General features: G+C 61.4%; 23 protein-coding genes. 9 read left to right on the top strand and 14 right to left on the bottom strand.

The genetic code is table 11. The features are described from left to right. The first annotated feature begins 290 nt into the window (after positions 1-290). Positions 291-1385 carry a mechanosensitive ion channel family protein gene (locus KFK14_RS10465; RefSeq protein WP_212610742.1) on the top strand — a complete coding sequence of 365 codons (1095 nt, stop codon included), beginning with the start codon at positions 291-293 and terminating at the stop codon, positions 1383-1385. Here KFK14_RS10465 and KFK14_RS10470 read toward each other — a convergent pair. Together KFK14_RS10470 and tyrS are read right to left on the bottom strand one after the other, a co-directional pair. Then, positions 1357-1695, bottom strand: a complete 339-nt coding sequence (locus tag KFK14_RS10470) for a PilZ domain-containing protein (protein ID WP_139139127.1) — start codon at positions 1693-1695, stop codon at positions 1357-1359. The genes KFK14_RS10465 and KFK14_RS10470 overlap by 29 nt on opposite strands. 92 nt (positions 1696-1787) lie before the next feature. Next, the gene (gene tyrS, locus KFK14_RS10475) at positions 1788-3005 is read right to left on the bottom strand and encodes a tyrosine--tRNA ligase (RefSeq protein ID WP_212610743.1); all 1218 of its coding nucleotides are present in this window, start codon (positions 3003-3005) and stop codon (positions 1788-1790) included. A gap of 40 nt (positions 3006-3045) precedes the next feature. Here tyrS and KFK14_RS10480 point away from each other — a divergent pair, with 40 nt between their 5' ends. Further along, a complete protein-coding gene (locus KFK14_RS10480) occupies positions 3046-4149 on the top strand; it encodes an anhydro-N-acetylmuramic acid kinase (RefSeq protein WP_212611120.1) in 1104 nt (367 codons plus the stop codon). A gap of 515 nt (positions 4150-4664) precedes the next feature. After that, a complete protein-coding gene (locus KFK14_RS10485; RefSeq protein WP_212610744.1) occupies positions 4665-5147 on the top strand; it encodes a tetratricopeptide repeat protein in 483 nt (160 codons plus the stop codon). Positions 5148-5490: 343 nt separating this feature from the next. Here KFK14_RS10485 and KFK14_RS10490 read toward each other — a convergent pair whose 3' ends face one another. Together KFK14_RS10490 and KFK14_RS10495 are read right to left on the bottom strand one after the other, a co-directional pair. Further along, on the bottom strand, positions 5491-6669 hold the full coding sequence (locus KFK14_RS10490) for a vWA domain-containing protein (RefSeq protein WP_212610745.1): 1179 nt from the start codon (positions 6667-6669) through the stop codon (positions 5491-5493). 3 nt (positions 6670-6672) lie between these two features. Further along, positions 6673-7557 (bottom strand): DUF817 domain-containing protein, encoded by an 885-nt coding sequence (locus tag KFK14_RS10495; protein ID WP_212610746.1) that lies wholly within the window; start codon positions 7555-7557, stop codon positions 6673-6675. A gap of 102 nt (positions 7558-7659) precedes the next feature. On the opposite strand from KFK14_RS10495, the gene KFK14_RS10500 reads away from it, so the two are divergent. Beyond that, positions 7660-9063 (top strand): methyl-accepting chemotaxis protein, encoded by a 1404-nt coding sequence (locus tag KFK14_RS10500; RefSeq protein WP_212610747.1) that lies wholly within the window; start codon positions 7660-7662, stop codon positions 9061-9063. Between the two features lie 25 nt (positions 9064-9088). Here KFK14_RS10500 and KFK14_RS10505 read toward each other — a convergent pair whose 3' ends face one another. From KFK14_RS10505 to KFK14_RS10540, 8 genes are all read right to left on the bottom strand, one after another. Continuing rightward, a complete protein-coding gene (locus tag KFK14_RS10505) occupies positions 9089-10120 on the bottom strand; it encodes a hypothetical protein (RefSeq protein ID WP_212610748.1) in 1032 nt (343 codons plus the stop codon). A gap of 95 nt (positions 10121-10215) precedes the next feature. Beyond that, positions 10216-10629: a GFA family protein gene (locus KFK14_RS10510; protein WP_212610749.1), complete on the bottom strand. Its 414-nt coding sequence runs from the start codon at positions 10627-10629 to the stop codon at positions 10216-10218. 16 nt (positions 10630-10645) lie between these two features. Beyond that, positions 10646-11488 carry an AAA family ATPase gene (locus tag KFK14_RS10515; RefSeq protein WP_070151294.1) on the bottom strand — a complete coding sequence of 281 codons (843 nt, stop codon included), beginning with the start codon at positions 11486-11488 and terminating at the stop codon, positions 10646-10648. Positions 11489-11582: 94 nt separating this feature from the next. Continuing rightward, entirely contained in the window at positions 11583-12254 is a 672-nt protein-coding gene (locus KFK14_RS10520) for a DUF6975 family protein (RefSeq protein WP_070151297.1), read from the bottom strand. 528 nt (positions 12255-12782) lie between these two features. Next, positions 12783-14840: an RNA polymerase sigma factor RpoD gene (rpoD, locus tag KFK14_RS10525; RefSeq protein WP_070151299.1), complete on the bottom strand. Its 2058-nt coding sequence runs from the start codon at positions 14838-14840 to the stop codon at positions 12783-12785. Between the two features lie 37 nt (positions 14841-14877). Next, positions 14878-16776, bottom strand: a complete 1899-nt coding sequence (dnaG, locus tag KFK14_RS10530) for a DNA primase (protein WP_212610750.1) — start codon at positions 16774-16776, stop codon at positions 14878-14880. Next, complete coding sequence (locus tag KFK14_RS10535; RefSeq protein WP_212610751.1) at positions 16773-17126, bottom strand: GIY-YIG nuclease family protein; 354 nt, start codon at positions 17124-17126, stop codon at positions 16773-16775. Before KFK14_RS10535 ends, dnaG begins: the two co-directional genes overlap by 4 nt. Positions 17127-17278: 152 nt before the next feature. Beyond that, positions 17279-17731 carry a GatB/YqeY domain-containing protein gene (locus KFK14_RS10540; protein WP_070151306.1) on the bottom strand — a complete coding sequence of 151 codons (453 nt, stop codon included), beginning with the start codon at positions 17729-17731 and terminating at the stop codon, positions 17279-17281. 158 nt (positions 17732-17889) lie between these two features. On the opposite strand from KFK14_RS10540, the gene carA reads away from it, so the two are divergent. From carA to KFK14_RS10565, 5 genes are all read left to right on the top strand, one after another. Further along, entirely contained in the window at positions 17890-19059 is a 1170-nt protein-coding gene (carA, locus tag KFK14_RS10545; protein ID WP_212610752.1) for a glutamine-hydrolyzing carbamoyl-phosphate synthase small subunit, read from the top strand. Positions 19060-19062: 3 nt separating this feature from the next. Further along, positions 19063-19287 (top strand): hypothetical protein, encoded by a 225-nt coding sequence (locus KFK14_RS10550; protein WP_212610753.1) that lies wholly within the window; start codon positions 19063-19065, stop codon positions 19285-19287. Next, complete coding sequence (gene carB / locus KFK14_RS10555) at positions 19287-22625, top strand: carbamoyl-phosphate synthase large subunit (protein ID WP_212610754.1); 3339 nt, start codon at positions 19287-19289, stop codon at positions 22623-22625. The genes KFK14_RS10550 and carB overlap by 1 nt, the downstream gene beginning before the upstream one ends. 91 nt (positions 22626-22716) lie before the next feature. Next, a complete protein-coding gene (gene greA, locus KFK14_RS10560) occupies positions 22717-23193 on the top strand; it encodes a transcription elongation factor GreA (protein ID WP_070151312.1) in 477 nt (158 codons plus the stop codon). A 7-nt stretch (positions 23194-23200) separates the two neighbouring features. Further along, entirely contained in the window at positions 23201-23869 is a 669-nt protein-coding gene (locus KFK14_RS10565) for a rhomboid family intramembrane serine protease (RefSeq protein WP_212610755.1), read from the top strand. 24 nt (positions 23870-23893) lie between these two features. Here KFK14_RS10565 and KFK14_RS10570 read toward each other — a convergent pair whose 3' ends face one another. Further along, entirely contained in the window at positions 23894-24106 is a 213-nt protein-coding gene (locus tag KFK14_RS10570; protein ID WP_070151316.1) for a DUF4170 domain-containing protein, read from the bottom strand. Between the two features lie 113 nt (positions 24107-24219). Then, positions 24220-24843 carry a hypothetical protein gene (locus KFK14_RS10575; protein ID WP_212610756.1) on the bottom strand — a complete coding sequence of 208 codons (624 nt, stop codon included), beginning with the start codon at positions 24841-24843 and terminating at the stop codon, positions 24220-24222.

The following is a 24843-nucleotide window of genomic DNA, read 5'->3' on the forward strand; positions in this document are numbered from 1 at the left end:
GATTTTTCTCTCCCGCGGCGGACCGAAGTTGCGGAAGTTGCGGGTATCCATTGATCCCGCAACTTCGCGCAAACAGAGCAGAGCTGCGCCGGCTTTCTAATTGTCCGATTGCGCAATTTTCCCTGCTTTATCGTGAGCCTATGGGCCTTGGTCTGGTCTATGGTCATGGGTGGACGGCTATCATATGCGGCTGCGTGTAGGACAGGCGACGACATCTGCCATAGCGCGCCCTTTCCACGACGAAATGCTGCATCTGCGAAACAAACCGGGTCATATTGCGTTGGCCGGTCATGGCCAATCCCGTTACTGACCTGAGCTTCTCCGGCATCTCTCCCGCCGCCGCGCTGTCGATCGGCGCGTCCGTCGCGATCGCCTTCGTCATTCACTGGGCATTTTTCGCCGTAGCGACCCGGCTCGCGCGCCGCGGCAAGAGCGAAAGTGACGACATACTCGTGGCTGCGGTCCGGCAGCCGACGCGCTGGCTTGCCGTGCTTCTGGCGCTGGCGGCGGGGTTGCAGCCACTAACGCTTGGGCCGCGCGTCGGGAGCATCTGGTCCATCGGGTCGAAGATGGTTCTTGCCTTGCTGATTGGTTGGCTGGCGCTGCGTTTGCTGAAGGCGGGGCGGCAGATCGTCGAAATGAAAAGCGACATCAGCGTTGAGGATAATCTGAAGGCGCGCAGGCGCCATACGCGCGTCCGCATCCTTTACCGCATCATGCAGTTTGTGACGGGTTTTATCGTCGTCGCGCTGATGCTGATCGCCATTCCCGGCGTTCGCACGGTCGGCGTGACGCTGATGGCGTCGGCTGGTCTTGCGGGCCTCGCCGTGGGCGCAGCGGCGCAACCCGCGCTGAAGAACCTGATCGCTGGCATCCAGATGGCCTTCTCCGAGCCGATCCGGCTGGATGACGTGGTTATCGTGGAAGGGGAATGGGGACGGGTAGAGGATATCCGCCTGACCTATGTCATCATACGCATCTGGGACGATCGGCGGATGATCGTGCCGGTTTCCTATTTTCTGGAAAAGCCCTTCCAGAACTGGACAACCCAGACCAGCGACCTGTTGGGCACAGTGTTTTTCCATGTCGATCCCACCGCCGACGTGGGCCGCATTCGCCGGAAGTTTGTGGAGGTAACGCAGGCCAATCCGCGATGGGACAAGCGGGTGGCGATCGTACAAGTCACCGAGCATCGCACGGATGCGCTGGAGCTACGCGGCTTGTTGAGCGCGCGGAATGCCGCAGTGGCATTCGACCTGCGCTGTGAGGTGCGTGAGGCGGTTATGGAATTTCTGCGCAAGGAGATGCCGGAAGCGTTGCCGCGCAGGCGGCAGCTTCAGGACAATGACGAGGAGTTCACCAGGCGGTTTGGCGCTTCGGTATAGATACCAGCATCAGCGCATAGTCGGCCTGAGCCACTGGATTTACGAACTCCGTCCCAATCCGGCCGTCCTCTACCCAGCGCACAATTGCATCCACGGTGCGGACATGCGGCAATTCTATAATCAGCTTATCGCCCTTGCGCACATCGGCGTCGATCCGCGCCATCAAGCCCAGAGCGGAGATGTTGATCACCCGTATCTCGTGCATGAGCCCGCGCAAGGCGGCCTTGGTGCCGAAATCAACCAATTCCCGCTCTGCCCGGCGTAATTCACTGGGATTCTTCGCCGCTGCGCCACGCATTGGTCCGACCACTTGCACCACCCTGTTTTTTCAACCCGAACCAAAGGGTTACAGGAAGAATGCTGCAACAGCGTGATGGAAAGTGGTTAACGCACCGCCTTCCGTCAGCTCGTGACCAAACCATGTTTTTTGGCGCCAAAGCTCACTTTGTCCCCTGCGGAGAGCGTGAAGGCGGGATCGGTCACGACCGAACCGTTGACCCGGATGGCGCCTTCAGCCAGCTTTCTGCGGGCTTCCTTGTTCGAAACCGCGAAACCCAGAGCCACATTGGCCTGCACCACGGTCAGCCCCTCAGCCCCCAGGCTGACAGTCGGGAGGTTCGCGTCGGACGAGCCTTCCTCAAAGGTTTTTCGCGCCGTTTCGGCGGCAATCTCCGCCGCATCGGACCCATGGGCGAGGGCAGTGGCGGCGTCAGCGAGAATCTTTTTGGCGTCGTTGATCTCTGCGCCTTCCAGCTTTTCCAGACGGGCGATCTCATCCAGCGGCAGATCCGTGAACAGACGCAGGAAGCGCCCCACATCGCCATCCTGCGTATTCCGCCAGAATTGCCAATAGTCGTAGGACGGCAGGGCGTCGGCATTGAGCCAGACCGCTCCGTTCATGGTCTTGCCCATCTTGCCGCCATCAGCGGTGGTGATGAGGGGCGTGGTCAGGCCGAACACCTGCGTCCCGTCAACCCGCCGCGACAGTTCGATGCCGTTGACGATATTGCCCCATTGATCCGACCCGCCCATCTGCAGGCGGCAGCCCGAACGGCGGGAAAGCTCCAGAAAATCATAAGCCTGGAGGATCATATAGTTAAATTCGAGGAAGCTGAGCGACTGTTCCCGATCCAGCCGGGTCTTTACGCTGTCGAAGCTCAGCATGCGGTTGACGGAGAAGTGCTGCCCGATATCCCGCAGGAAGGGGATGTATTCCAGCTTGTCGAGCCAGTCGGCATTGTCGAGCATGATCGCGTCGGAAGGGCCGTCGCCAAAGGTCAGGAACTTCTCGAAAACGCGCTTGATGCTGGCGACGTTTGACGCGATCACGTCGCCCGTCATCAGCTTGCGCGCCTCATCCTTGAAGCTGGGGTCGCCAATCTTGCCGGTGCCGCCGCCCATCAGCACGATGGGCTTATGCCCCGCCTGCTGCATGCGGCGGAGCATCATGATCTGAACGAGGCTGCCGACATGCAGCGACGGCGCGGTGGGATCGAACCCGATATAGCCGGGAACGATCTGGCGCGTCGCGAGAGTGTCCAGCGCCTCCGCGTCGGTGATCTGGTGGATATAGCCGCGCGTGTCGAGTAAGCGCAGAAGATCGGATGTGAATGTCGTCATGGCGGGCGGCGCATAACATGGGGATTTGCGCTTGGGTAGCATGTTGGCCATCGGTTTGATGTCTGGGACATCGCGGGACGGGATCGACGCGGCGTTGATTCGCACGGATGGGGAGGGAATCGCCGAATCGCTCGCCTTTCATGCGATGGCGTATGAGGACGGATTCCGCATGCGTCTGGCGGAGACATGCCAGCGGGCGATGGCGATGGACGCGCCGGGATTCGAGCCGCTGATCGCATCCGTGCAGGAGGAACTGACCGAGCTGCACGTGCAGGCGGTCGCCGACCTGTTGGGGCGGAGCGGGCGGATGGCGGAGGAGATCGGCGTTATCGGCTTTCACGGGCATACGGTGGCGCACAAGCCCGATCGTGGCTGGACCTGGCAGATCGGGGACGGAGCCGCCCTTGCGGGGGCATTCGGCATTACGGTTGTCGGCGATCTGCGGAGCGCGGACGTGGCGGCAGGGGGGCAGGGGGCGCCGTTGCTGCCTGTCTATCATCAGGCATTGGCCTATGATCTGGCGAAACCCGTGGCGATCCTCAATCTGGGGGGCGTGGCGAATGTCACGTTTATCGGGGCTGACGGCATCGGAGCTGACGGCGCGCTGATTGCTTTCGACACCGGCATGGCGAGCGGGCTCATCGACAACTGGATGCAGGCGGAGGGGAATATGCCCTATGACGAGGGCGGCCTTGTCGCGGCGTCCGGGCGTGTCGACGAAGCCGTGCTGGGCGCGATGCTCGACAACCCCTGGTTTGACGCGCCGCCGCCCAAGAGCATCGACCGGGAGGAGTTCACGATCGATCCCGTGCGCCGCCTCAGTCTCGCCGATGGCGCTGCGACGCTGACCGCCTTTACGGCGCAGTCCGTGGCGCGGGGTATCCGCCTGTTGCCAAAGCCGCCCAAGGCGATTTTCGTTGCCGGGGGTGGACGGCACAATGGCACCATGATGCGGATGCTGGAGGAAGCGACCGGCATAGCCGTGTCGTCCGGCGACGATCTTGGCTGGAATGGCGACAGCGTAGAGGCTGAGGGGTTCGCCTATATGGCGGTCCGTCGACTTCATGGCCTGCCGATCAGTTTTCCGGGGACGACGGGCGTGGCCGCGCCGATGACGGGCGGCGTTGTTTTCGCGCCGCATTGACGGGGCGGTGGTGGAGCCGGAATCCGCGCATTCATTCGGCAAATCCAACGAAGTTGCGGAAGTTGCGGGTTCTGATGCGTTTTGACCGGATTTTGCCCGGAAAGTCGCATGTAGGTCTCACTAAAGTCCCATGTAGGTCGCATGTACGTCCCATGTGCGTCGCACTTACGTCCCATGTGCGTCTCACTTGCGTCGCATGTGCGTCGCACTTGAGTCTCATGTAGGTCCCGGTTGCGTCGCACTTACGTCGCACCTGCGTCGCGGTTGCGTCGCATGTTGGTCTCTCCCGGGTCGCGGGTGAGTCACAGGTGCGGCCCGGTTCGGTGCCGGGCAGGCGGTTTTGGTCAGCGGGTTTTGGATACTGTTCCATGCGGGGGAGTAGAGCATGGGGCGGGGGATGTAGGACAGGCGTTCAGGGCATCGATATGCGTGTGCCTTGCGACCTCAGAGAGTATGACGGCTAACGACCACTTCCGGTCGTTCCTCTTCGCATTCGCCTGTTCTATAACCCGCAGGTGCCCGATACCGACGTCCTTCTTCAGATCGCTTCCGCCGCTGCGGAGAAGGGCGACTTTGCCCATGCCCGGCGTTGCTATGAACAAGGTGCAGACCTAGGCGACTTTATGTGCCTTCATGCGCTCGGCTACATGCATGATGTCGGTGAAGGCATGCCCGAAGACAAAGCGCTGGCCATGAAAATATACCGCAGGGCGTGGCGCCTTGGGAGCCACGCCTCAGCGACGAACATCGCCATTTTATACCGTGAGCAGGGCAGGATCAGACTAATGTTTCGATGGTATCAGCGGGTCGCCGCCGCCGGCGACGGAAGTGCCCATTTCGAAATGGCCAAGTGCTATCTCACAGGCTCCGGCGTGCGGAAGAACCCGAAAGCAGCACTCCGTTGTCTCGCAGTCGCTGTCCGCTCGCAATACATCTCGGAATATGAGCGCGAGGAAGCGCAAGCCCTATTGATGGAACTGTCGCCGCGGCTGGTCTGAGACCGCTATTCACCAAACTAGGTCGAAAACGGACAGTCTCAAATCCACCCTTCTCGTCATCCCCGCGAAGGCGGGGACCCAACGCGCCTTGGGCGTGCAAGGCGTAGGAGGGGAGATGGGTTCCCGCGTTGACCTTCGGTCGCCCTTCGGGTCGCGGGAATGACGAGTCATAGGAGAGCTAAGGCAGGTATCCACCCCTTCGTCATCCCGCACGTGATGCGGGATCTATTGGCTCCATGCTGGCGTGACTGCACAAGCGCCTGTGCTCATGGATCCCGGATCAAGTCCGGGATGACGAAATGGGGGATATGTCCGCTTCCCACCCAAATTAGCGAACCACCCATCACCGCTTGCGGGTAAGTTCTTTCATCGCCGCTTCCAGCCCGGCGAGGGTGAGCGGATACATGCGGTCGTTCAGCAGTTCCCGGATCAGGCGCGTGGACTGGCTATAGCCCCAATGCTCCTGCGCGCTGGGGTTTAGCCATACCGTCGCGGGGTAGGTATTCGTCACCCGGTTGAGCCAGGTTACGCCTGATTCCTCATTGAAATGTTCGACCGACCCGCCGGGATGGGTGATTTCATAGGGAGACATGGCTGCGTCGCCGACAAACACGACCTTATAGTCATGGCCATATTTGTGAAGAATGTCCCAGGTCAGCATCCGCTCGTTGAACCGGCGGCGATTATCCTTCCACACGCCTTCGTACAGGCAGTTATGGAAGTAGAAAAATTCGAGATTCTTGAACTCCGCCGTCGCAGCGGAAAACAGTTCCTCGCACAAGGTTATGAAGGGGTCCATCGACCCCCCGACGTCGAGGAAGAGCAGCAGCTTCACGGCATTGTGGCGTTCCGGGCGCATGCGGATGTCGAGCCAGCCCTGCCGCGCTGTGCCGCGGATCGTCTCGTCCAGGTCGAGTTCGTCTGCGGCGCCTTCCCGCGCGAAACGGCGCAGGCGGCGTAGCGCGATCTTGATGTTGCGGGTGCCCAGTTCCTTGCTGTTGTCGAGATTCTGGAACTCGCGCTGTTCCCACATCTTTATCGCGCGTTTGTGCGTGCTTTCTCCGCCGATCCGGACGCCTTCGGGATTGTAGCCGCCATTGCCGAAAGGAGAGGTGCCGCCGGTGCCGATCCACTTGTTGCCGCCCTGATGCCGGCCCTGCTGCTCCTCAAGCCGTTTTTTCAGCGTGTCCATGATCTCATCCCATGATCCCAGGGATTTGATCTTCTCCATTTCCTCTGGAGACAGGAATTTTTCCGCAACGGCCCTCAGCCATTCTTCCGGGATATCCTGTGTGGCCACGCCATAATTGCCCTCCAGGCCCCTGAACACTTTAGCGAATACCTGGTCAAAGCGGTCGATCAGGCTCTCATCCTTCACGAAGGTCGCGCGGGCGAGATAATAAAATTCCTCCGGATTCCGTTCGATAACGTCGCGCTCAAGCGCTTCCAGCAGCACCAGATGCTCCTTGACCCCCGCAGGGATGCCGGCCGCGCGCAATTCGTCGAGAAAGTCGAGAAACATCGATCAGGCCGATACCGGCTTAATGCCGGCCTCGCGCGGAGCGGCGGCGTGTATCAGCGATACGAGAACGAACGAAATGATCATCAGCAAATACCAGGAACCCAATTTTCCTATCGACACCAGGTGCCATCCATCCTTCTGGTCTGGATAGGTCCAGGCGTTGGCGAAGGTGCCAATATTCTCTCCGAACCAGATGAACAGCGCAACCAGGAAGAATCCAACGAGCAGCGGCATGGCGCGGGCGCGGCGGAACGGGGTGAACCATATCGTCGTGCGCCGGAACAGAAAGATCGCGAACGCAAAGAGGCCAAGCCTGAGATCCGGCAGCCAATGGTGCGCGAAGAAGTTCACATAAATGGCGACTGCCAGAAGGATGGTGGTCCAGCGCGGCGGATAGCCGGTGAAGCGGAAGTCGAAGATGCGCCAGATACGGGCGATATAGCTGCCGACCGCCGCATACATGAAGCCGGAGAACATCGGGACCGGCCCGATATGCAGCAGGCTGGCCTCTGGATATATCCACGAACCGGCTGCGGTCTTGAACAGTTCCATAACCGTGCCGACGACATGGAATGTGCAGATCACCCACGCTTCGCGGAGCGTTTCAAGCCGCAACAGGAGCATGAGCGCCTGGATGCCGACCGCCGCAAGGGTCAGGAAATCATAGCGATGGAGCGGCAAATCGGCGGGGTAGAAAAAATGCGTGCCGAGCAACAGCGCCAGCATCAATCCGCCAAACAGGCAGGCCCAGCCCTGTTTGAAACCGAAAAGCAGAAATTCGTAGCAGCCGGAAGCGATGCGACCCTGAACCACGACGGCTTCAAGGTCCCTGCGCACTTTCGCAAAGCGCGTCATGCCGAGGGAAAAGAGCGAAGCCGGTTCGGTCATCAACTCAGCCTAGCGGTGAGCACATGCAAAAGCCAGAAACGCAGCGTCACTGCAACGCAACATTAATTCTTGCAATGCATCATTAATGGGGCAGTATCCATTATGGGGCATTCGCTTGGGGCGCACTTGGAAAAGCAAGAGCTTTTAGCCGAATTGGGGGAACAGTCGGCGGAGATATCGCTGCAATGCAGCGAGGCCGCCGGCTTTCTGGCGCAGATCGACCAGCGGATACAGTCCGACGCAGCGCATCTCGCCAGACTGCAAAGCAAGATGGAGGCGCTCTCCGCCAATCAGGCGGAGAGCGGCGTGGCGGCTCTCGAACTGCGGGTGACCGCGCAGAAGGCGGAACGCATCATCGCCGAAGGCAATGACGCGGCAGCATTGTCTCTTGACGAAGTTGCCGGGCTGATCGCGCATGTGACGGGCCTAGAAGTGCATCTGCGCAATTTTCTGGCCGTGATCGAGGCTGTCGGCGGTATTTCCGACGAGCTTGGCGCGATCGCGCACCAGACGCGCATGCTAGGCGTGAATGCCGCGATCGAGGCTGCGCGGGGCGGCGAGGCGACCCAGGGTTTTGCGGTGGTCGCCGATGAAATACGGCGCCTTGCGGCCCAGGCGGGCGAATCCGCGCGATCCGTTCGGGAAAAACTCGATCAACTGGACAGCAATGCGCGCGGATTGATGAGCGGGGTCGAGGCCAACATCGTGCGTGGCCGGGAAGCGGGCATCCATATTGACGACATGCGTACGATGATGACGGAAGTATCCTCGCTGGTGACGCAATTTCAGCAGCGGTCCCACGCCATCGCCGGTTGCACCGAGGAAGCAGGGGAAGATGTCGAGTCCCTTCGCGCGGGTCTGGACGAGTTCAGCCGGTCGGCATGCGAAAGCGCGGTGCAGGTCAATCATGCGCTTGGCCGGCTCGACGAACTGGAAAGCACGGCCAACACCATGTTGAACCGCGTCGCCCATGGCGGCGTACGCACCCGCAACAGCAAATATATCGCAATGGCCGAGGAAGGCGCGGAGGAAGTTGCGGCGCTGATCGGAGATGCGCTGGATTCCGGGCATCTTACCGCCGAAGCCCTGTTCGACACGCGCTACCGTAAAGTGCCGGGAAGCGATCCGATCCAATATCTGACGGATTTCGTGGACTTTGCGGACCTGCGTCTGCGCGCCCTGCTGGACCGTCGTACGGCGCTGGACCCGGCCGTCGTCGGGTGCTGCCTTGTCGACATGAACGGTTTCCTGCCGACCCATATCAGCGCCCGCAGCCAGCCCCAAAGGCAGGGAGACAGGCTATGGAATCTGGAAAATGCCCGTAATCGGCAGATATTCATGGATGGGCAGACCCGCCGGGCGCTCGACAGCGACGGCGATTTCTTTCTGTTCACCTATCGCCAGGATCTGGGCGAAGGGCGATACAGGGCGCTACGCAGCGTATTCGTGCCGTTGGAATTCGGCGGTCGGCGATGGGGGCTTTACGAGGTCGGCTACCTGATCTGACGCCAGCTTATCCGACCCAAAGCGCTCAGCGGTTCGCCTGTTTGCTGACCGTTACCCTGCCATCGGCAGCATGCGCCGCACTGAGAAGCATCGTCGCGCCCTTCCGATCGCTGCCATCTATGATCGCCGCGATTTGTTTTGTGGTGGGCAGGCGATCATAGGCGCTGTAGACGTCGGTGCGGCCAACCTGATGCACGGAAAGCCGGTATCCGCCGCCTGCCGGAAGCCGGTCAAACCGCATGATCTTGCCTGCGTCGTCCAGCGGGATCAGCACCGGCGAAGCGTCGCCGCCGCCAACGGCCTGCAGCATGTCGTAGCTGGCCTCACCGACCTGAACGGTCCCGCGAACGCAGACATTATCCTCTCCATCCCTGGGGAAAGGCAGATCGGTCATGCCGGCTGCGCCAGAGGAGCGGTCTGCGACAACATGTGCGCCCGGGCCGTCAGCCATGGGGCATGAAGCGATTTGCCGGGCCATAGCCGGGCGAGGGGATGCGTCGCCCTCAAACCGGAGACCGGCGAGGAGAGAGTTCATGCCCGAATTGACATCCTGCGTGCGCTCGGTTGGTCCGGTAACGCGCAATTTGATCATCCAGCGCCCTGCGTGAATGAACGCCGCTTCGGTCACCAACTGCCCATCGGCGCCGCTGTAGACGGAACGGATCGCTGTGTTGCTGTGCTGTCCTGCGGATGTCACGTCAAAGGCGGTGCGGCGCGCATCCGGACCGAAGCGTTCATGGATCGCCTTGTCGGTCATGTAGGATGATATGGCGGCATCGGCATAGCTGGGCATGTAGATATATGCCGTTGCCTGCACTACGCCATCGGCTGACGCGAATTGCGCATAATTGTCCAGACCAGCGCCCTGATCGGAAATCTCGCCGGACTTGATCAGGCTGAGATTGCCGGCCGATTGCGGAATGGCGATCCCCGCCGCCGTTACCCGCAGACTATCCGCATCGACGCGCCATGCGCCCTCATCGGCATCAGGCGCAACGGCATAAGCAGTGGCCGGAAGGGCCATCGCCAGAAGAAAAGACAAAACGGCAAGACGCATTCGGCACCTCCCCCTTAGGACGCGCCGTCTTCGCGGCGTTATGGAGGGAGGATCACACGCGATTCCCCATTATGCAAGGGCAAGGATGCCCGCTTTCAGGCGACCGGAGGTATTTGGGCCTCATAATGAGGCAATTCAGGGTCAAGGCAGGCCCATTGGGGAGCGGCCTGCGTCCAGATCACCGCCTGCGGAGCGATCAGGCCCGGATCGTCCAGCGCCCCCGCACGGATGAAAGTGAGATGTGGCCGCGATTCGGCGATGCTGAACAAAGGCGTGCCGCAGGCCGGGCAGAAGCCCCGGCGCATGGCGTTGCCGCTGTCCGCGACGCTCTCATGCCATCTGACTTCGCCCTGAGTAGAGACCTTGTCCGACGGGAAGCACACATTCACCGTGGCGCTGCCACCGCCAAGATATTGGCACAGACGGCACCAGCACATGCGCGCAGCCATCGGTTCGGCGTCTATGGCGATCCGCACAGCGCCGCACAGGCATCCAGCTCCATGCGGCATGTCCCGAACCTCCCCGTCAGACCTTGCGGCGCGCCATGAAGGCGAGCCGTTCGAACATCATCACGTCCTGCTCATTCTTCAAAAGCGCGCCGTGCAAAGGAGGGATCGCCTTGGCCGGGTCCTGCGATTGCAGAACATCCAGCGGCATGTCCTCCGCCAGCAACAGTTTCAGCCAGTCGAGCAGTTCGCTGGTCGAGGGTTTCTTTTTCAGGCCGGGCACGTCCCGTATCTCGTAAAAGATATCGAGCGCCTTGCTGACCAGGATTTTCTGAATGCCGGGGAAGTGGACATCGACGATGTTCTGCATCGTCTCCCGGTCAGGGAATTTGATATAGTGGAAGAAACAGCGGCGCAGGAAGGCGTCCGGCAGGTCCTTCTCATTGTTCGAAGTAATGACGACGATCGGACGCTCGGCCGCCTGAATGGTCTCGCCTGTCTCATAGACGTGGAAAGCCATGCGATCGAGTTCCTGCAACAAGTCGTTCGGAAACTCGATGTCCGCCTTGTCAATCTCATCGATCAGCAGGACGGGCAGCGCGGGGGACGTAAACGCCTCCCAAAGCTTACCCTTGCGGATATAATTGGCGATGTCGTGAACCCGCGCATCGCCAAGCTGGCCATCGCGCAGCCGGGCGACCGCATCATATTCATACAGGCCCTGATGCGCCTTCGTCGTCGACTTGACGTTCCATTCTATCAGGGGGGCGCCGGCGGCCTTGGCGATTTCCTGCGCCAGAACGGTTTTTCCGGTGCCGGGTTCGCCCTTGACGAGCAGCGGCCTGCGCAACAGGACGGCCGCGTTGACCGCCACCTTCAGATCATCTGTGACGACGTAATCGCTGGTGCCCTCAAAGCGCATGCTGTTTCTGTTTCCCGTGTTGCAATGCAAACAGGACTAGGGAAGCGCGTCAGGGGATGCAAGCCGGGGGATGCAAGAGAGCGAGTGAGGGCGTTCAGACCCTGGCGCGGACCGATGCGCGCGCCTGGAGCAGGTCCCACAGGCCCCGGTGCTGGCGCAGCATCTGACGCGCGCCGAACTGCATGGCGCGGGCGATGCCCTCATCCTCCATCGCGATCGCGTCTGCGATGGCGAGCGTTTCAGGCGCCAGCGGGAGCATGCAGGGTTTCGGTTCAACGCCGGAGCGGATGGCGGCCACGTCGAGCAGGTTGCGTACAGCCTGCCAGTCGAGAACGAGCGCTATCGCAGCGCCCATGGCGCAGCCGCGGCGGTCCGATTGCGCCAGCATGTCGAGCGCATGGCGCTGTTGCAGCACAGCCGTTTCCGAATCGCTTTGGCCAGTGGTGCTGGGCAGGGGGCCGACGGCAACCGTCACCTGGGTCAGAAAAGCGCGTTCGGTTGCAAAACCGTCAGCCGCCTGGACCAGCCAGGCGCGCGCCGCATTCTCCGTAGTGCGGGTGGCTGCATGGTCAATTACGCCCGGCTGGCGGCCATGCAGCATGCACAGATAGTGGGTGGCGTCGGCAAGATTGGCGAGCGAACGGGTGAGCATGGAGGGGTGGGCTTCGGCGGGATAGCTGTGACTTCCGGTGCCATCCGCAGCGACGAGCGCCGCCAGAATATCCGAAATCGAGCCAATCCGGCCAATTGTTGCCGCGTCCTGCATTGTCAAACCCCGCTGGGCCGCCCGTTTGCGCTGGGCGGGAAATTCAACGGCCAGACTATGCGCCGGGGGTAAATAGCGGGTTAAGCGCTCAATTCCTGTGTTGCAGTGCAGCGGGATTGGACGAGTGTATAATATGCTGATAAATAAGGATTTATTGCTTCATCCGTTTGGCCGTGGGGCAATATGTTCCGAAACGGCACACAAACAGTTGAGAGAAGCTGCATCACGGGTTGGATTGCTTCAATTTTTCTTCCGCACAGTCGAAGTTGCGGAAGTTGCGGGTTGCAGCCGCGCTTCCAGGTCTGGGCAAGGCTAGGGTCTGGAGTGAGTTGCGAAAGTCCGAAGTTGCGCCGGCGGCGCGAAGGCGCGGCGGAGCGGCCATTTGCAGGGATGCCAGCCATGGAGAATATTCTCTCGCCAATTGAGATTTGGCGGAGGTAGCACCGGCTGGGCGCAATAGGACAGAGCTATGAAAGGCTCAGCCCGGACGAAGGGGTGATCCCTGCCTCCGTCCGGCCCGATATGCGCCTACTGGTCGAGGAAACTGCGCATCTTGCGGCTGCGGCTCGGATGTTTGAGCTTGCGCAGCGCCTTCGCCTCGATCTGACGGATGCGTTCGCGGGTCACGCTGAACTGCTGGCCCACTTCCTCAAGCGTATGATCGGTGTTCATGCCGATGCCGAAGCGCATGCGCAGCACACGCTCCTCGCGCGGGGTGAGGCTGGCAAGGACGCGGGTGACGGTTTCCTTGAGGTTCGCCTGAATGGCGGCATCCACCGGGATGATCGCATTCTTGTCCTCGATGAAATCGCCAAGATGCGAATCCTCCTCGTCGCCGATCGGCGTTTCGAGGGAGATCGGTTCCTTGGCGATCTTCATCACCTTGCGCACCTTCTCCAGTGGCATGGAAAGGCGCTCGGCCATCTCCTCCGGCGTCGGTTCGCGGCCCTGCTCATGCAGGAACTGGCGGGACGTGCGCACCAGCTTGTTGATCGTTTCGATCATATGGACCGGGATGCGGATCGTCCGGGCCTGATCAGCGATCGAGCGCGTGATCGCCTGCCTGATCCACCAGGTCGCATAGGTGCTGAACTTGTAGCCGCGGCGATATTCGAACTTATCCACCGCCTTCATCAGGCCGATATTGCCTTCCTGAATAAGATCAAGGAATTGCAGGCCGCGGTTGGTATATTTCTTGGCGATGGAGATGACGAGGCGAAGGTTCGCCTCCACCATTTCCTTCTTGGCGATGCGCGCCTCGCGCTCGCCCTTCTGCACCATGTTCACGATGCGGCGGAATTCGCTTAGCGACATGCCGGTCGCCTGGGCGATCTCACCCACTTCGGCGCGGATGCGGTCGACGGCGCGGGCCTCCGCAGAAGCGAATGCAGCCCATTTCTTGTCGATCTTGGCGACCTTCTCCAGCCAGCCCTCGTCAAGTTCATGATTGACGTAATTGTCCAGGAAGTCCTTGCGCGGAACCTTATTGCGTTCGGCAAGACGCAGCATCTGGCCGCCAAGCGCGGTCAGGCGGCGGTTATAGGCATAGAGCTGATCGACGAGATATTCGATCTTCTGCTGATGGAACTGGACGCTCTCGACCTGGGCGGTCAGCTCCTCGCGCAGTTCCTGATATTTGTCTTCCTGCTTCTGCGGGAACACGTCGCCATTGCCGAGCGCAGTGAGGCGGGCCTCCTGCGCACGGGAGAAGGCGCGGAAGATCTCCGTGATGGTCGCGAATTTCTCAAGCGCCATCGGCTTGAGCTGTTCTTCCATCTGGGCGAGGCTGAGAGTGTTGTCCTCCTCCTCATCATCATCCACGCGCGGCGCCCGGCGCTCGGTCATGGAATCCTCGTCCTCATCGGAATCAGCGGATTCTTCTTCCGGCTCCTCTTCCTCCTTGAAGGACGGGCCAGCCGTTTTTTCGCTGATCTCGCCATCATCCTCGGCGCCTTCTTCCAGGCTTTCCGGGGCAGGGTCCTTCGAAAGCATCGCATCGAGATCAAGGATCTCGCGCAGTTGCATTTCGCCGTTGTTCAGGGCGGTGGACCATTCAATGATGGCGTTGAATGTGGTCGGGCTTTCGCACAGACCCAGAATCATCGTGTCGCGACCAGCCTCAATACGCTTGGCGATGGCAATCTCGCCCTCGCGGCTGAGCAATTCGACGGCGCCCATTTCGCGCAGATACATGCGCACGGGATCGTCGGTGCGATCGACCGTTTCCTTTTTCTTCTCGGTAACGGCGCGGGAAGTGCCGTCATCCTCCTCCTCGTCAGACGAATCGACCGAGTCGGCCTCATCCTCACGCCGGTCCTCGCCGTCCTCGCCGGCTTCCTCATTCTCGACGATGTTGACGCCCATGTCATTGAGCGCGGACATCACGTCCTCAATCTGTTCGGAGGACATCTGGTCCTGCGGCAGGGCGTCGTTCAGCTCGTCATAGGTGATGTAGCCGCGCTTCTTCGCGCGCGTGATCAGCTTGCGAACGGCAGCTTCATTGAGATCCAGCAGGGGCGCATCGCCGCCTTCATCACCGCCGTCGCCTGCACCCGCACCAACAACCTTGTTCGCCTTGCTCGCCATGTATTCGCCTTGAAACCGCGCACCCTGAAAGGAAGCGTCACAACATATCCTCTGGCTGCATCAGATCTGCCAGCCGCTGCGCATGGTCTGCCTTGATCTGACGCCACTTCTGTTGTTCCAGAAGCGTTGTCTCGTCCAGCAGTTCCATCATGCGCCGCGTCGCTTGCTCCAACGCCGCCTCGATCTCCGGCCCGGCCGCCATCACCCGAATCGCTTCCCGGAGATCGCGACGCGCGATATCCGGCTCAGCTTGTTTTCGGGTGAAGGTGAAAGTCAGCGCGTCGGCCCGGAGCAGCCCTTTCGCCATATTATACAGATCACCTTGCCCCAATATGGTAAGGAGGGCCTCCGTTTCAACAATTTCTTCGCGCATTGCCGATTTCAGCAGCAATTCCATGAGAGCGGCCAGGGGCGCATCGGCTATCCGGAGGTGAGAAAGCTCCTCCGCATGATGGCGTATTTCAACCGGATAGCGCAGCAGTCCGGCCACAACGCCCCGCAGGAGCAGGCCCTCCAGTCCCGAATTGCTGATGGTCTTGGCCTCATCGGTTGCAGGCGCGATGGGCGGTTTCCATGGTCCGCGGCGATCGGCGGGCCGCCTTTCGTTGCGGCGGGGCTGAGGCGTGAAGGGGCGTCGAGCGAAGAACAGGGCGTCATGCCGTTCCCTGAAGATATGGGTATAATGCGCGCGAATGTCAGGGTGGGCTATGGCGGCCGTGATGTCGTTCAGCCGCTGTTTGAGGCCAGCGCGCTGTTCCGGCGTATCGAGAGGTCCGGCGGCGACCTCATGAGCCCATAGCCGTTCGACCAGCGGCTCCGCGGCGCTGAGCACCGCTTCAAATGCCTGGGGGCCGGAGGAGCGCACAAGATCGTCGGGGTCCTGCCCCGGCGGCAGGGTGGCAAAGCCGAGGCTGTGGCCGGGGCGCAGCAGGGGCAGGGCGCGCATGGCCGCGCGGATCGCCGCCTTCTGTCCCGCCGAATCGCCGTCGAAGCAGAGGACGGGCACCTCGACCATTTTCCACAGCCGCTCGATCTGATGCTCGGTCAGGGCTGTACCCAGCGGCGCGACGCTTTCGGGAAAACCGGCCTGGGACAGGGCGATCACGTCCATATAGCCTTCGACTACGATGACCCGGCCGGTCTGGCGCGAGGCGGGCGAGGCGCGATCCAGATTGTAGAGCGTCCGGCCCTTGTCAAACAGCGGCGTGTCCGGGGAATTCAGATATTTGGGTTCGCCCGCGCCAAGGATACGGCCGCCGAACGCAATGACCCGGCCCCGCGCATCGCGGATGGGGATCATCAAACGGCCGCGGAAACGGTCATAGCTTTCGCGTCTGGCCGCCTTGCCTTCCGGCTCGCTGGCGGCGGGATCGATCAGCAGGCCGGCCTCGATCAAGCGGGGTTCGATCAGGCGGGGTTCGCCATGGGCGGTGAGGGCCGCCTTGAGCTTACCGCGCGAGTCGGGGGAATAGCCGAAGCCGAACGCCTTCTGTGTTTCGGGGCGAATGCCGCGCCGTTTCAGATAATCGCGCGCCTCGCCGCCATCCATGCCGTCAAGCTGCGCGACGAACCAGTCCTGAGCGCCGCTCATCACGTCATGCAGGGTCTGCGCCTGTTCCGCGCGCTTGGCGGCGCGTGGATCGGCGGCGGGCACGTCCAGCCCCGCCGCTGCGGCCAGCTCCTTCACCGCCTCCATGAAGGGCAGGCCGCGCTGGTCCGTCATCCAGCGGATCGCATCCCCATGCGCACCGCAACCGAAGCAGTGATAGAAGCCCTTCTCGTCGTTTATCGTGAAGCTGGGCGTCTTTTCATTATGGAAAGGGCAGCAGGCCTTATATTCGCGGCCCGCCTTTTGAACCTTCACGGTCTTGCCGATCAGGGTCGAAAGCGTGGTGCGGGCGCGCAACTCGTCGAGCCATTGGGGGGTGAGACTCATAATCCCCCCTTTCCTTGGGGGGAGGGAAACACGCTACTCCCGGTCGTCCCGAGCAAAGTCGAGGGACGCTCGCGCGGCGGTTTGGCGTAGTGAGACACGGCTTTCCAGTCGCCTTGAATCAGCGCCTCCTTCTTAGCGCGGGACCATGGCTTCACGCGTCGCTTAGTTTCCAAAGCTTCGATCCGCGAACCGAACATCTCGGTCCACATGGGCGTCACTGGCAGCCTTTTAGATGTGAAATCACAGAACCCACCGGTTTGATGCTCGCCGATCCTACGGTCCAGATCATCGCTATGGCCGGTATAGTACCGACCATCCGAGCAGCGGAGGAAGTAGACCCAAAAAACCATAAGATGATTATGCCCCAACCTTCGTTCGTGTCGAGCGAAGTCGAGACACGAGGGCGCGGCGCTTTATCCCTCGACTTCGCTCGGGACGAACGGAGGTTTGTGACCAATTTGGCCCAAGATCCCACTAGCCTCCCGCAAGCGGAAGGGGAGGCTTAACTCAACGCCGCCTTCACCAGGCCACTCGCCTTGCTCATGTCGATCACAGTGCCGTGGCGCTCCTTCAGGACGGCCATGACCTTGCCCATATCCTTGGGGCTGGCCGCGCCGACCTCCGCCTTAATCGCCTCGATCGCGGCCTTGGTGTCCGCCTCGCTCATCTGGCTGGGCAGGAAGCTTTCGATCACGTCCAACTCCGCCTGTTCCTTCGCGGCGAGTTCCGTGCGGCCGCCGCTTTCGAACATGGTGATCGATTCGCGGCGCTGCTTCGCCATCTTCTGAAGGACGTCGACGACGATCGCGTCATCTTCCGGCACCTGGGCGGCGGTGCGCAGCTCAATATCCTTGTCCTTCAGCTTCGCCAGGATCAGGCGCACGGCGGCCAGCCTTTCCTTGTCCCCCGCCTTCATCGAGGCGATCTGGGCGGCCTTTATGGCGTCGCGAATCATGGCGAAGGAGCTCCTCTGTTGCCGGAAAGGAACAGACATAACCGGAAATTGGATTCGATAATAGCATTGACCCTGCGGCCGTGCGGGCATAGGTGACCGGCCGTTTAACCCGTAGCAGACCGGGTCACCGCAAAAACAGCATAAAGGACGCCCCGACCATGGCAGACGCCAAATCCCCGACCGTGCCCAAGGGAGCCACGGGGGTATTGGTTCTGGCGGATGGCACGGCAATCTTCGGCCGCGGTTTCGGCGCGGTGGGCGATGCGGTGGGGGAAGTGTGCTTCAACACCGCGATGACCGGATATCAGGAGGTCATGACCGACCCCAGCTATGCCGGGCAGATCGTGACTTTCACCTTTCCCCATATCGGCAATGTCGGCACCAATCTGGACGATGTGGAGGCGGACAATCCCTTCGCGCTTGGCTGTGTGGTGCGGCAGGACGTGACCGAGCCGAGCAATTTCCGCAATGTCGAGCCATTCGACCAGTGGATGAAGGAACAGGGCCGCATCGGCCTCTCCGGCGTCGACACCCGCGCGCTGACCCGGATGATTCGCGTGAAGGGCGCCCCCAATGCGGTTATCGTGCATGACCCGGATGGCGCTTTCGATATCGCGGCGCTGACGGAAAAGGCAAAGGCTTGGCCGGGGCTGGAGGGCATGGACCTGGCCATAGAGGTGACGGCCAAGGAAAGTCGCGCGTGGAAGGACGGCCCGTGGAAGCTGGGCTTCGGTTATGGCGTTGGCGAGGCGGGGGATGAACGCCCCCATGTCGTCGCGATCGATTATGGCGCGAAGAACAATATCTTCCGCAATCTGGTGAAGGCTGGCGCCAAGGTGACGGTGCTGCCCGCAACCGCGACCTATGACGAGGTGATGGCGCTGAAGCCCGCCGGCGTGTTCCTGTCCAACGGTCCGGGCGACCCGGCGGCGACGGGGGAATATGCGGTGCCGGTAATCGCAAAGCTGCTGGAGGCGGACCTGCCGATCTTCGGCATCTGCCTTGGCCACCAGCTTCTCGGCCTTGCGGTTGGCGCAAAGACGATCAAGATGCATCAGGGCCATCGCGGCGCCAACCATCCGGTCAAGCGGCTGGAAGATGGGCTGGTGGAGATCACCAGCATGAACCACGGCTTCGCGGTCGACAGCGACACGCTGCCCGCCAATGCGAAGGCGACCCATGTGTCGCTGTTTGACGGCAGCAATTGCGGACTGGAACTGACGGACCGCAAGGCTTTCTCGGTGCAATATCACCCCGAAGCGTCACCGGGGCCGCAGGACAGCTTTTATCTGTTTGAGCGGTTTGTGGCGGGACTAGCGAAAGGCTAAACAATGGCGACGGTTCGCGATTTCAAGATTGAGCCATTGGATAATGCGCGACCTCATGAAGATGTCGAAGCCGTGGTGCGTCTAATCGATTGCGGTCGAGAAAAGCTCATTCAAATTGATACTTATGGGCGGCCAGGGCGTGAAATTCCTGGGAAATGCTCTCAAACCATTCGTCTTGATAAAGCAGCTTTTGAGAAGCTGATTCAGCTCGGGAAAAGCCATTTCTAATGCCTAAAAGAACCGACATCTCCTCCATCCTCATCCTCGGCGCGGGGCCGATCATTATCGGGCAGGCGTGCGAGTTCGATTATTCGGGCACGCAGGCGGTCAAGGCGCTTAAGGAGGAGGGCTACCGGATCATCCTGGTCAATTCCAACCCGGCGACGATCATGACCGATCCGGAATTCGCCGACGCGACTTATATTGAGCCGATCACGCCCGATATCGTCGCCAAGATCATCGCCAAGGAGCGACCGGACGCGGTGCTGCCGACCATGGGCGGGCAGACGGCGCTGAACACCGCGCTGGCGCTGTGGCATGACGGCACGCTGGAGGCATATGGCGTGCAGATGATCGGCGCGGACGCCGCCGCCATCGACAAGGCGGAGGATCGCCTGAAATTCCGCGACGCGATGGACAAGATCGGGCTGGAGAGCGCCAAGTCGCGCATCGCCCACACCATCGAGGAAGCGATGGACGCGCTGGACTTCGTTGGCCTGCCCGCGATCATCCGGCCCAGCTTCACGCTGGGGGGCACCGGCGGCGGCGTCGCCTACAACCGCGACGAGTTCAAGAAGATCGTGCTGTCCGGTCTCGACGCTTCGCCCACGACCGAGGTGCTGATCGAGGAATCGCTGCTCGGCTGGAAAGAATATGAGATGGAGGTCGTCCGGGACCGGAACGACAATTGCATCATCATCTGCTCTATCGAGAATGTCGATCCGATGGGCGTCCATACCGGCGATTCCATCACCGTCGCGCCGGCGCTGACGCTGACCGACAAGGAATATCAGATCATGCGCAACGCCAGCATCGCTGTGCTGCGCGAGATCGGCGTCGAGACGGGCGGGTCGAATGTCCAGTTTGCGGTGAACCCCGCCGATGGCCGCCTGGTCGTTATCGAGATGAATCCGCGCGTTTCGCGGTCCTCTGCGCTCGCCTCCAAGGCGACGGGTTTCCCTATTGCAAAGGTCGCAGCGAAGCTGGCCGTCGGCTACACGCTGGACGAGATCGAGAATGACATCACCGGCGCGACGCCTGCGAGTTTCGAGCCGACCATCGACTATGTCGTGACCAAGATCCCGCGCTTCGCCTTTGAGAAGTTCAAGGGCGCCGAGCCGCTGCTGGGCACCGCCATGAAGTCGGTCGGCGAGGTGATGGCCATTGGCCGGTCGATTCATGAGTCCATGCAGAAGGCGCTGCGGGGACTGGAGACGGGTCTGTCGGGCTTCAATGTGGTCGACCATCTGGTCGGTGCGCCCAAGGACGACATCATCGCCGCTCTGGCGCTGCCGACGCCCGACCGGTTGCTTGTCGCGGCCCAGGCTTTGCGGGAAGGGCTGAGCGTCGAGGAAGTGCACGCCATTGCCAAATATGATCCCTGGTTCCTGGAACGGATCAAGGAGATTGTCGAGGCGGAGCAGGAGGTCATCGACAACGGTCTGCCGCAGGATGCCGATGGCATGCGTCGCCTGAAGTCGATGGGTTTCTCCGACAAGCGGCTCGCCTGGCTGGCGCTGCAGTCGGCCAATCTGCGTCCCGGCATGCGGCGCGCCGTGGCGCGCGGATCGGGCCTGATCCGCGAGGCCGTGGTGGCGATGACCGGTGGCATCACCGAGGATGAAGTGCGGGCGCTGCGCCACAAGCTGAACGTCCGTCCGGTGTTCAAGCGCATCGACACCTGCGCCGCAGAGTTTGAGGCGCGCACGCCCTATATGTATTCGACCTATGAGGCGCCCAGCTTCGGCGAACCCGAAAATGAGGCGATGCCGTCCGGCCGCAAGAAGGTCGTCATCCTGGGCGGCGGGCCGAACCGGATCGGGCAGGGGATCGAGTTCGACTATTGCTGCTGCCACGCCTGCTTCGCGCTGGAGGATGCGGGTTACGAGACCATCATGGTCAACTGCAATCCGGAGACGGTGTCTACTGATTATGACACGTCCGACCGCCTTTATTTCGAGCCACTGACGGCAGAGGACGTGCTGGAGATCCTTGAGGTCGAGAAGTCGAACGGCACGCTGGTTGGCGTGATTGTCCAGTTTGGCGGCCAGACGCCGCTCAAGCTGGCGCAGGCGCTGGAGGATGCGGGTATCCCGATCCTTGGCACCTCGCCCGACGCCATCGACCTGGCGGAAGATCGCGAAAGGTTCGCGGCCCTCATCAACAAGCTTGGCCTGCTGCAGCCTGCTAACGGCATCGCCCGCAGCCGGGAGGAGGCCATCGCGGTCGCCAACCGGATCGGTTATCCTGTGCTGATGCGCCCCAGCTATGTGCTTGGCGGCCGGGCGATGGAGATCGTCGATGGGCAATCCCAGCTAGAGGAATATATCGCCACCGCCGTTCAGGTGTCCGGCGACTCGCCGGTGTTGATCGACCAGTATCTGCGCGACGCGATAGAGGTGGACGTGGATGCGCTGTGCGACGGAGACGATGTTGTCGTTGCGGGCGTCCTCCAGCATATCGAGGAGGCAGGCGTCCATTCAGGCGACAGCGCCTGTTCGCTTCCGCCCTACAGCCTTCCTGTAGAGATCGTGGCGGAGATCGAACGGCAGGCGGAGGTTCTTGCTCATGCGCTGGAAGTGCGCGGACTGATGAACATCCAGTTCGCGGTGAAGGACGGGCAGGTCTATCTGATCGAGGTCAACCCGCGCGCGAGCCGCACCGTGCCCTTCGTCGCCAAGGCCATCGGTACGCCCATCGCCAAGATCGCGGCGCGGGTGATGGCCGGCGAGAAGCTGAAAAGCCTGCCGAAGATCGACCGGAACGCCATACAGCATGTGGCGGTCAAGGAAGCGGTTTTCCCCTTCGCCCGTTTCCCCGGAATCGATCCGATCCTGTCACCGGAAATGAAAAGCACCGGCGAAGTCATGGGGATCGATCAGGATTTCTCCACCGCCTTTGCCAAGGCGCAGATCGGGGCCGGCACCATATTGCCGGTGCAGGGATCCGTATTCATCTCGGTGAAGGACAGCGACAAGACCGTGATCCTGCCCGCCGCGCGCAAGATTGCGGATATGGGCTTTACCATCGTGGCGACTGGCGGAACGGCGCGCTACCTGGAGGAACAAGGGCTGCCCGTCGAAACCGTCAACAAGGTGGCTCAGGGGCGTCCGCACATCGTGGACAGGATCACCGATGGCGGCATCGACCTGATTTTCAACACCACGGAGGGATGGCAATCCTTGAAGGACAGCCAGTCCATCCGCGCCAGCGCGCTGACAAAGAAGGTGCCGAGTTTCACCACGGCGGCCGCCAGCGTCGCCGCCGTTGACGCCATTGAGGCGTTACGCGGACATGCACTTGAAGTACGCGCCCTCCAATCCTATTATCACCTGTCGCAAGACTAAACTCTCCCAAAGAGTGATTGAGGCAGCGGGGCGCTTTGATAGCGGGGCGCCCAGAGAGAATTATTGACGAAGAAGGCTATTGGGGAACGCGATGGCGACCGTTGAAAAGATGCCCATGCTGATGGTTGGTTATGAGAAGCTGACAGCGCAGCTTCGTGACCTGAAGGCAGAGCGTCCCTTGATCGTGGATGCGATCGAGGAAGCGCGCGCGCATGGCGACCTTTCGGAAAATGCCGAATATCACGCGGCCAAGGAACGTCAGGGCCAGGTGGAAGCGTCGATCGCCGACCTGGAGGACAAGCTGTCCCGTGCGCAGATCATCGATCCCAAGGAGCTTTCGGGCGATAAGGTCGTGTTCGGCGCGACCGTGACCCTGCTTGACGAAGATGACAAGCCGGTCACCTATCAGCTTGTCGGTCAGGCCGAGGCGGACGCCAAATCGGGCATGATCTCCTATAACAGCCCGCTGGGCCGCGCGCTCATCGGTCGCCAGATCGGCGATGAGGTGGAGGTCACGGTGCCGTCGGGCGAGAAGTTCTACCTGGTCGATAAGATCGAGTTCGTCTGACCCTGCGATGAAAATCCCAAGGGGCAGGGCGACGGATTGGGTGGCGGGCATTACCACCCTTGCCTTTCTCATCATATTTCTGACCGGATATACCGATAGCGCGGCTTTGATGGCGGGCTTCATCCCGTTGCGCGCGACAGATCCGGCCGCCTTTGCTCAGATCGCGGAGTCGGCCGGGATGTTGCCGGTATGGCTGACTCCGCTCAGCGCCATGTTCGTCCATGCGGGCTGGATGCATATTGCGTTCAACATGCTGATGCTGATGTTCTGTGGACGGCATGTCGAACATGTGATGGGCGCGAAACTGCTGCTTGGGCTGTATGCCATAGGTGCCTATGCGGCCGCCGCGGCCCAATGGCTCTGGGAACCGCAGGCCTATAATCCGATGATTGGCGCCAGTGGCGGCATTTCGGCTCTGCTCGGCACCTATGCCTTGCTCTACAGCGAGCAGAATGTCCGCGCGTTCGGGCCTGTTTCCGCAAATGTGATGCGTATTCTATGGCTTGCCGCGGGTTGGGCGGCGATCCAGTTGATGATCGGTGTGGCGATGCGCGGCGCTGCGGGCGATCTGGGCCATATTGCCGTGGCCGCGCATATCGGCGGATTTATGGCCGGACTGGTCCTGACAAAACCCGCCCTGAGACTGAGATTCCGCAAGAGGCCGGCAAGCGTCTGATCGATTTGCCGGCTTGGGCGCCAGTTAAGCGCCTGGCTCCAGCAGCCGGTGCAGATGGACAACGACATACTTCATTTCCGCATCATCGACGGTGCGCTGCGCGGCGGCGCGCCAGGCCTTTTCCGCCGTAGCGAAGTCAGGAAACACGCCGACGAAATCGATGGCGTTCAGATCTTCAAATTCCAGGCCCTGCGGATCTTTCACACGGCCACCCATCACCAGATGCATTTTGCTCATGGCGTCGCTATTCCTTTCACGGGGAGTGAGCGACCGCCATTAGCAGCGCTATCCGCCCTTTCCAAGGGGCGGTAGCGCGAAAATCCCGGCTTTTCCTTTATGCTTTGGGCCTGTCAGGCCTTTGGCAAGCGCTGGTTCACCGCCTTGCCCGCAGCGATGAGCGCGTCGCCGGCCTTATGCGCCGCACTCTCCGCAAGGCGGGATGCGCGTTCGGGCAGGCGCGCGCGCTCGATGGCCTCGCGCGCCGCCTCTGCCGCCTCGGTTGCGCGCGAACGGACAGTTGCGGGAATGTCTGCATCGGCAAGCGCTGTCCGGGCGGTGGAGGTCAGCTCCGCAGCCTTGGCGCGCGCCGCCGCCGCCGCTTCACCGGCGCGGACGCGGACAGCTTCTGCGGCCTCGCTCTGCTCCAGCGCATCCTTGGCCGATTTCGCTGCCGCCAGAGCGCGTGCGCCCACAGCCGTTGCTATGCCGGGAGCAGCCTTGGCCGCCGCACGGCCGCGCGGGAACAGCAGGGATATCAGCGCACCCGCGGCAACTGCCGCTGCAGTGGCCGCAATCGGATGCTCGACGATGAAGCGATTGGCGGCGCTTGCCGCCTTGAGGCCCTGGTCACGCGCGGTCGCATAGCTATCGCCCGCCACCTTCCGCGCGCCGTTCAATCTTTCCACTGCGGCTCCGGCTTTGCCGTCGGCATATTCGCGAATGCGGCCAAGCTGATCGTGAATGTCGCTGCTCAT

This window comes from Sphingobium phenoxybenzoativorans, assembly GCF_018286635.1.
Taxonomy (GTDB): Bacteria; Pseudomonadota; Alphaproteobacteria; order Sphingomonadales; family Sphingomonadaceae; genus Sphingobium; species Sphingobium phenoxybenzoativorans.

Bases quoted from the DNA above. Each gene is read 5' to 3' on its own strand.
- KFK14_RS10465 (WP_212610742.1), top strand. From the start codon at position 291: ATGGCCAATCCCGTTACTGACCTGAGCTTCTCCGGCATCTCTCCCGCC.
- tyrS (WP_212610743.1), bottom strand. From the start codon at position 3,005: ATGACGACATTCACATCCGATCTTCTGCGCTTACTCGACACGCGCGGC.
- KFK14_RS10480 (WP_212611120.1), top strand. From the start codon at position 3,046: ATGTTGGCCATCGGTTTGATGTCTGGGACATCGCGGGACGGGATCGAC.
- KFK14_RS10490 (WP_212610745.1), bottom strand. From the start codon at position 6,669: ATGTTTCTCGACTTTCTCGACGAATTGCGCGCGGCCGGCATCCCTGCG.
- KFK14_RS10495 (WP_212610746.1), bottom strand. From the start codon at position 7,557: ATGACCGAACCGGCTTCGCTCTTTTCCCTCGGCATGACGCGCTTTGCG.
- KFK14_RS10500 (WP_212610747.1), top strand. From the start codon at position 7,660: ATGGGGCATTCGCTTGGGGCGCACTTGGAAAAGCAAGAGCTTTTAGCC.
- KFK14_RS10505 (WP_212610748.1), bottom strand. From the start codon at position 10,120: ATGCGTCTTGCCGTTTTGTCTTTTCTTCTGGCGATGGCCCTTCCGGCC.
- KFK14_RS10510 (WP_212610749.1), bottom strand. From the start codon at position 10,629: ATGCCGCATGGAGCTGGATGCCTGTGCGGCGCTGTGCGGATCGCCATA.
- KFK14_RS10515 (WP_070151294.1), bottom strand. From the start codon at position 11,488: ATGCGCTTTGAGGGCACCAGCGATTACGTCGTCACAGATGATCTGAAG.
- KFK14_RS10520 (WP_070151297.1), bottom strand. From the start codon at position 12,254: ATGCAGGACGCGGCAACAATTGGCCGGATTGGCTCGATTTCGGATATT.
- rpoD (WP_070151299.1), bottom strand. From the start codon at position 14,840: ATGGCGAGCAAGGCGAACAAGGTTGTTGGTGCGGGTGCAGGCGACGGC.
- dnaG (WP_212610750.1), bottom strand. From the start codon at position 16,776: ATGAGTCTCACCCCCCAATGGCTCGACGAGTTGCGCGCCCGCACCACG.
- KFK14_RS10535 (WP_212610751.1), bottom strand. From the start codon at position 17,126: ATGGTTTTTTGGGTCTACTTCCTCCGCTGCTCGGATGGTCGGTACTAT.
- KFK14_RS10540 (WP_070151306.1), bottom strand. From the start codon at position 17,731: ATGATTCGCGACGCCATAAAGGCCGCCCAGATCGCCTCGATGAAGGCG.
- carA (WP_212610752.1), top strand. From the start codon at position 17,890: ATGGCAGACGCCAAATCCCCGACCGTGCCCAAGGGAGCCACGGGGGTA.
- KFK14_RS10550 (WP_212610753.1), top strand. From the start codon at position 19,063: ATGGCGACGGTTCGCGATTTCAAGATTGAGCCATTGGATAATGCGCGA.
- carB (WP_212610754.1), top strand. From the start codon at position 19,287: ATGCCTAAAAGAACCGACATCTCCTCCATCCTCATCCTCGGCGCGGGG.
- greA (WP_070151312.1), top strand. From the start codon at position 22,717: ATGGCGACCGTTGAAAAGATGCCCATGCTGATGGTTGGTTATGAGAAG.
- KFK14_RS10565 (WP_212610755.1), top strand. From the start codon at position 23,201: ATGAAAATCCCAAGGGGCAGGGCGACGGATTGGGTGGCGGGCATTACC.
- KFK14_RS10570 (WP_070151316.1), bottom strand. From the start codon at position 24,106: ATGAGCAAAATGCATCTGGTGATGGGTGGCCGTGTGAAAGATCCGCAG.
- KFK14_RS10575 (WP_212610756.1), bottom strand. From the start codon at position 24,843: ATGAGCAGCGACATTCACGATCAGCTTGGCCGCATTCGCGAATATGCC.